Source organism: Pseudomonas sp. (assembly GCF_050739655.1).
Taxonomy (GTDB): Bacteria; Pseudomonadota; Gammaproteobacteria; order Pseudomonadales; family Pseudomonadaceae; genus Aquipseudomonas.
On record NZ_JBOIBY010000470.1, the window covers coordinates 1 to 1,148 of the forward strand.

The 1,148-nt window shown below is 59.4% G+C and carries 1 pseudogene; it reads right to left on the minus strand.

The features are described 5' to 3' along the window. Positions 1–903, minus strand: a pseudogene (gene prfB / locus ACRESJ_RS22775) (peptide chain release factor 2); the annotation flags it as partial. Between the last annotated feature and the right edge of the window lie 245 nt (positions 904–1,148).

Consider the following 1,148-nt stretch of genomic DNA (forward strand, 5'->3'; position numbering starts at 1 on the left):
TTCTGCATTTCCTGCTCGTACAACTTGGCCCGCAGCATTTTCATGGCGGTGTCCTTGTTGGCGTGCTGGGAACGTTCGTTCTGGCAGCTGACCACGGTGTTGGTCGGTACGTGGGTGATACGTACGGCCGAGTCGGTGGTGTTTACGTGCTGACCACCGGCACCGGACGAACGATAGGTGTCGATCCGCAGGTCCGCCGGGTTGATCTCGATTTCCACCTTGTCATCGATCTCTGGCGAGACGAACACAGCGGAGAAAGACGTGTGGCGACGGTTGCCGGAGTCGAACGGGCTCTTGCGCACCAGACGGTGCACGCCGATCTCGGTGCGCAGCCAACCAAAGGCGTATTCGCCCTTGATGTGCACGGTGGCGCCCTTGATCCCGGCGACTTCACCGGCCGACAGCTCCATGATGGTCGCCTCGAAGCCACGTTTGTCAGCCCAGCGCAGGTACATGCGCAGCAGGATGTTGGCCCAGTCCTGGGCTTCGGTGCCACCGGAACCGGCCTGGATGTCCAGGTAGGCGTTGTTCGGGTCCATTTCATGGCTGAACATGCGGCGGAATTCCAGCTTGGCCAGATTTTCCTCGAGACGGGCCAGCTCGGCGACGACATCGCCCACTGCGCCTTCGTCGTTTTCTTCGACGGCCATGTCCAGCAGGTCGCGGCAATCGGCCAGACCGGTGTTCAATTCGTCCAGGGTTTCGACGATTTGCGCCAGCGCAGCGCGCTCGCGGCCCAGTTCCTGGGCGTATTCAGGCTTGTTCCAGACACTCGGATCTTCAAGCTCGCGATTGACCTCGGTCAGACGCTCATGCTTTTGATCGTAGTCAAAGATACCCCCGAATGGTTTCGGAGCGCTCGGACAGGTCCTTGATGGTGTTCAGGATCGGGTTGATTTCCATGACGGGCAGCACTCGTTGGCGAACTTTTGAAAGCCGGCGAGTATAACGGCAAACAGCCGCCAACGGCAGTCCGCTTGGTCGAAAACGCGGGGTTCAAATGCTGCCTTCACAACCATGGAGATCAAATGTGGGAGCCGGGCTTGCCCGCGATGAGGGCCTGTCAGCCGAAACATTCATCGCCTGGTATACCGTTATCGCGGGCAAGCCCTAATGCCGGTCAGTTAAGGCATTTGTAGGAGCGAGCT